This is a genomic window from Campylobacter sp. RKI_CA19_01121, from assembly GCF_025771295.1.
In the GTDB taxonomy this organism is placed as follows: Bacteria; Campylobacterota; Campylobacteria; order Campylobacterales; family Campylobacteraceae; genus Campylobacter_D.
This window is the reverse complement of sequence record NZ_JAKMQA010000019.1, coordinates 1-5,261: the sequence shown is the minus strand read 5'-3', so window position 1 is coordinate 5,261 and position 5,261 is coordinate 1. Positions and strand designations below refer to the sequence as shown.

Genomic DNA, 5,261 nt, shown 5'->3' with positions numbered 1-5,261 from the left:
ATAAATACTGATTAATTACTAAGCTAATTAGCTTAGTAAGACTTTCAAATTTAATTTCTTCAAATTTAATTTATCAATTTTATAAATCTTTTTGTCTTTTGTGGAATTTTAAAATTATACAAAAAGTAAATATAAATTTTTAAAAAATAAATAAGAAAAGCAATAATAAACACTACAAACATCAAATACCTACCAAAAAAGCACTATATTTATAAAATGAATATCAATATTCTAATTTATTTTATATATTTTTATTGATTTTTGATAAATTCAGAAAAATTTATGAAACTTTTATAAAAAATTGTTATATAATACTCATTAAGTTTATAAACAAAACTTAAATAAAACCCACAAGGAGTACATCATGGGAACAAGAAAAGAACACGACTTTATTGGCGAGTTGGAAATTTCTGACGAGGTTTATTATGGAGTGCAAACTTTTAGAGCACTAGAAAACTTCCATATGAGTGGCAGAAGATTACAAGATTATCCTTATTTTGTAAAAGCTTTCGCTCAAGTTAAAAAAGCAGCTGCTCTTGCTAACAAAGAAGTTGGAGTTCTTGATGCTGACAAAGCTGATGCTATTGCTAAAGCTTGCGATAGATTGATTGCTGGTGAATTTTTAGATCAATTCGTAGTAGATATGATCCAAGGTGGTGCTGGTACTAGTACAAACATGAACACCAACGAAGTTATCACTAATATCGCTCTTGAAAGTATGGGACACAAAAAAGGTGAGTACCAATATCTTCATCCAAATGATCATACAAACTTAGGTCAATCTACAAATGATACTTATCCAAGTTCAATTAAAGTAGCTACCTATGCAAAACTTACTGATCTTTTAAAAGCTATGGAACTTTTAAAAACTGAATTAGAAGCTAAAGCTAAAGAATACAAAGATATCATTAAAATGGGTAGAACAGAGCTTGAAGATGCAGTTCCTACTACTTTAGGAAATACTTTCAACGCTTTTGCTAGCTATATTAAAAGTGATATTGAAAAAATCACAGCAGCTCGTGAGTCAATGAGTTATTTAAATCTTGGTGCAACAGCTATTGGTACAGGAATTAACTGCCACCCTGATTACAAATTTGTGGTTGAGAAAAAATTAAAAGAAATTACTGGTGTTGAATTTAAACCAGCTGAAGATTTTATCGCTGCTACTCAAGATACAGCTGACTTTGTACATGTAAGTGGCGCGTTAAAAACTGCAGCAGTGAGATTATCTAAAATTGCAAACGACTTAAGATTAATGAATTCAGGCCCAAGATGTGGTTTAGGTGAAATTAATCTACCAAAAATGCAACCAGGTAGCTCTATCATGCCAGGTAAAGTAAATCCAGTAATTTGTGAAGCAGTAGGTGAAGCTTGCTATGAAGTTATAGGAAATGATGTTACTATTATGCTTTGCTCTGAAAGAGGAGAATTTGAACTTAATGCATTTGAACCAGGTATTGCTTATGGATTATTTAACTCTATAGTATTACTTGAAAATGCAATGAAATCTCTAGCTGAAAAAGCTGTAAGAGGCTTAACAGCAAATCCTGAAGCATGCAAACAATCTGTACTTAACTCAATCGGTATTGTTACAGCATTTAATCCTGTTTTAGGATATGAAAAATCTGCAAGTATTGCTAAAGAGGCTTTAGAAACTGGTAAAGCAGTTGGCGATATTTGTCTTGAAAGAGGATATCTTCCAAAAGAAGAAATTGAAAGAATTTTAACACCAGAAAATATGTTAAATCCTCATATGACAGAGAAAAGAAAAGCTTAATAACTTAGGAGTTTAATCATGGATATTATGATTATTTTACAACTTGTTGTCTTTCTTGGGGCAATATTCATAGGTATCCGCCTCGGTGGCATAGCAATAGGCTATGCCGGAGGTTTGGGTGTTGTTATTTTAGGTCTTGTTTTAGGTATGAAACCAGGTAATATTCCTTGGGATGTTATCTTAATCATTGCTGCAGCAATTGCTGCGATTTCTGCTATGCAACAAGCAGGTGGTTTGGATTATATGGTAAAAGTTACCGAAAGAATTTTACGTAAACATCCAAGATTTATCAATTACCTTGCGCCAGCTTGCGGTTGGTTACTTACTATTTTAGCAGGTACTGGTAATGCGGTATTTTCATTAATGCCTGTTGTTATTGATGTTGCAAAATCACAAAATATCAAACCATCAGCTCCACTTTCATTAATGGTTGTTGCTTCACAAATTGGTATTACAGCTTCTCCAGTTAGTGCTGCTGTTGTTTATATGACTGGCGTATTAGAACCACTTGGTTGGAATTACCCTGCATTAATTGGTATTTGGATTGTAACTACTTTTGCTGCTTGTATGATTACAGCTTTCATTGTAAGCTTAATCACTCCAATGGATCTTAGCAAAGACCCTGTATATCAAGAACGCTTAAAAGCTGGTCTTGTAAAAAGCGCTTCTGATGTTTTACAAAGCGAAGACAAACCAGGTGCAAAACTTTCAGTTGCTATTTTCTTATTCACAGTATTAGCGGTTGTTCTTTATGCTACAGCAATTTCTAATAATATCAAATGGATTGATCCAGTAGTTATTCCAAGAGATGCTGCAATTATGAGTTTCTTATTAACAGCTGCAACTTTAATCACAATCTTTTGTAAAGTTGAACCTGCAAAAATTTTAGATACAAGTGTATTTAAATCAGGTATGACAGCTTGTGTATGTGTATTTGGTGTTGCTTGGCTTGGAAATACTTTCGTTGCAGGTCATGAGGCAGGTATTAAAGAAGTAGCAGGTGAATGGGTTAAACAAACTCCAGCTATGCTTGCAGTTGCATTCTTCTTTGCTAGTATGCTTTTATACTCTCAAGCAGCTACTGCAAAAGCTATTGTTCCAGTTATCATTGCTGCATTAGGAATTTCAGCTACAAATCCTGCGGATTCTTATATGCTAGTTGCTTGTTTTGCTGCTGTTTCAGCACTTTTCGTTCTTCCAACTTACCCTACTTTATTAGGTGCAGTTCAAATGGATGACACAGGCACAACAAGAATAGGAAAATTCATATTTAACCACGCATTCTTTATCCCTGGTGTATTAGCTATAGTTATAGCTGTTGCTCTAGGTTTCTTAGCAGTAGGAATGCTTTAATACTTCAACTTTCCACTTAAAATGTGGAAAGTTCTCTTTTTACTTATTAACCAATTTTAAGTAGAATGTTTTTTTAATTTTAAAGAATCAAAAATGACAAAATTAACTTTAGATAGAAAAAATATAAGAATTTTATTTATAGGTTATATCCTAGTTGCACTTTTTGGCACCTTTATTCTAATGCTTCCTATTATGCACACTAAGCCCATATCTTTTCTAGATGCATTTTTTACCAGTGCTTCAGCTGTAAGCATGACAGGACTTATTGTATTAAACACCTCATTAGATTTTAGCTTTTATGGACAACTTGTTATTTTATTGCTTATTCAAATAGGTGGCTTAGGTTATATGAGTATAGCTATGGCTTTATATATTTTAGTACGCAAAAAGATGAGTTTTGGAGAAAAAAATCTTTTAAGAGAATCTTTGATCTATCCTGAAGCCGATGGCCTTGTAGGATTTTTAAAAAAGGTTTTATTTTTTGTATTTGCTATTGAGCTTTTAGGTGCTTTATTGTTATTTTTAAGATTTAAGCTTGATATGAATTTAAGTGAAGCTCTATGGGCTAGTGTTTTTCACTCTATTTCTGCTTTTAATAATGCAGGATTTAGTATATTTGAAAGTGGCCTAATGCCTTATAGAGATGATTTTTGGATTAATTTTGTTATCACCTCTTTAATTATCATTGGAGGTTTGGGGTATTTTGTATTATTAGAACTATACTTTTTTTCTAAAAAGCGTTTTGCAAGCTTAAGTTTACATACAAAACTTGTTTTAATTTCTACTGTTATATTGATTCTTTTTGCAAGTTTAGTAGTCTTTTTATTTGAATACCATAATCCAAAAAGCATAGGAGAATTTTCACTTTTTGATAAAATTATGAGTGCATATTTTACAGCGGTAAATTACCGAACAGCAGGGTTTAATACTCTTGATCTTAGTACTTTTAAAGATGCAAGCTTGTTTTTTGGATCTTTATTTATGATTGTAGGTGGTGCACCTGGTGGAACAGCTGGAGGTATTAAGGTAACTACAATTGCTGTATTGTTAATCTATGCTTATTGGAGCATCAAAGATAGTAATGCAAGAATTTTCAACTTTGAAATTCCTACAGAAACTATCAATAAAGCTTTTATTATAGCAGTAAGTTCTATTGTATATATCATCACTTGTGTGTTAATTTTATCCTTAATTGAAGATGATAAAAGCTTTTTACCCTTGCTTTTTGAAACAAGTTCAGCGTTTGCCACAGTAGGAGTTTCAGTAGGAGATGGTGGGACTTTATCGCTTAGTGCGCTTTTTAACTCTGAAAGTAAATTACTTATCATATTGTTAATGCTTAGCGGTAGAGTGGGTGTGCTTGCATTTTTATTTAGTATATTTTTCAAAGAAAAAGAAAAATATTTGAATTATCCAAAAGGAAAGATAATATTATGAAAAAAGAAACTTATGGCATTATAGGACTTGGAAGGTTTGGTTCAGTTTTAGCAAAAGAGCTTATTGATCAAGGTAAGAGAGTTATTGTTTCTGATATTGATGAAGAAGCGGTCAAGGAATTACAAGATCATGCAGATTTTGCTTATATTTTAGATTCTACTCATACTATAGCTTTAAAAGAAGCAGGTTATGCAAATGCAGATGTTGTTATACTTAGCATAGGTGAAAATTTAGAATCAAGCATACTCACTTTCATGGCTTTAAAAGAAATAGGAGTAAAAAACATCATTGCCAAGGCAAACTCTTCTACACACGGGCAAATTCTTTCAAAACTTGGGGTTAATAAAGTCATCTATCCTGAAAAAGAATCAGCAAAGCGTTTGGCTAAAATTCTTATCACTAATCCAAATTTTGAGATCATAGATCTTTCAGCCAATACTATCAAAGTAGCAAAACTTTTAGTAGATGAAAACTTAGCAGGAAAAACTTTGCAATCTATTGGTCAAAACTTAAAAGTCATTGCGCACAAACAGCATGATACTTGGAGTATTATGCCAAATTTAGAAACTACTGCTTATTTGAATGATATACTAATGCTACTTGGCACTCAAGAAGAATTAAATCAATATGAATATTAATAAAAATTTAAAGCTTATTTTTAAGCTTTAAATTTACACTTAAACCACCCTTCATT

General features: G+C 32.0%; 4 protein-coding genes. All 4 read left to right on the top strand.

Features of this window, described 5'->3' with window-relative positions:
• The first annotated feature begins 364 nt into the window (after nucleotides 1-364).
• The 4 genes from L8T90_RS07730 (at nucleotide 365) to L8T90_RS07715 (ending at nucleotide 5,205) form a co-directional block, all read left to right on the top strand.
• Complete coding sequence (locus L8T90_RS07730) at nucleotides 365-1,777, top strand: aspartate ammonia-lyase (protein ID WP_263664325.1); 1,413 nt, start codon at nucleotides 365-367, stop codon at nucleotides 1,775-1,777.
• Between the two features lie 18 nt (nucleotides 1,778-1,795).
• Nucleotides 1,796-3,130 (top strand): anaerobic C4-dicarboxylate transporter, encoded by a 1,335-nt coding sequence (locus L8T90_RS07725; RefSeq protein ID WP_263664326.1) that lies wholly within the window; start codon nucleotides 1,796-1,798, stop codon nucleotides 3,128-3,130.
• Nucleotides 3,131-3,223: 93 nt separating this feature from the next.
• Nucleotides 3,224-4,567, top strand: a complete 1,344-nt coding sequence (locus tag L8T90_RS07720; protein WP_263664327.1) for a TrkH family potassium uptake protein — start codon at nucleotides 3,224-3,226, stop codon at nucleotides 4,565-4,567.
• Nucleotides 4,564-5,205 carry a potassium channel family protein gene (locus L8T90_RS07715; RefSeq protein ID WP_263664328.1) on the top strand — a complete coding sequence of 214 codons (642 nt, stop codon included), beginning with the start codon at nucleotides 4,564-4,566 and terminating at the stop codon, nucleotides 5,203-5,205. The genes L8T90_RS07720 and L8T90_RS07715 overlap by 4 nt, the downstream gene beginning before the upstream one ends.
• Nucleotides 5,206-5,261 lie beyond the last annotated feature (56 nt).

Excerpts from the sequence above, each read along its gene's own strand:
- L8T90_RS07715 (WP_263664328.1), top strand. The coding sequence starts at position 4,564 with ATGAAAAAAGAAACTTATGGCATTATAGGACTTGGAAGGTTTGGTTCA.
- L8T90_RS07725 (WP_263664326.1), top strand. The coding sequence starts at position 1,796 with ATGGATATTATGATTATTTTACAACTTGTTGTCTTTCTTGGGGCAATA.
- L8T90_RS07720 (WP_263664327.1), top strand. The coding sequence starts at position 3,224 with ATGACAAAATTAACTTTAGATAGAAAAAATATAAGAATTTTATTTATA.
- L8T90_RS07730 (WP_263664325.1), top strand. The coding sequence starts at position 365 with ATGGGAACAAGAAAAGAACACGACTTTATTGGCGAGTTGGAAATTTCT.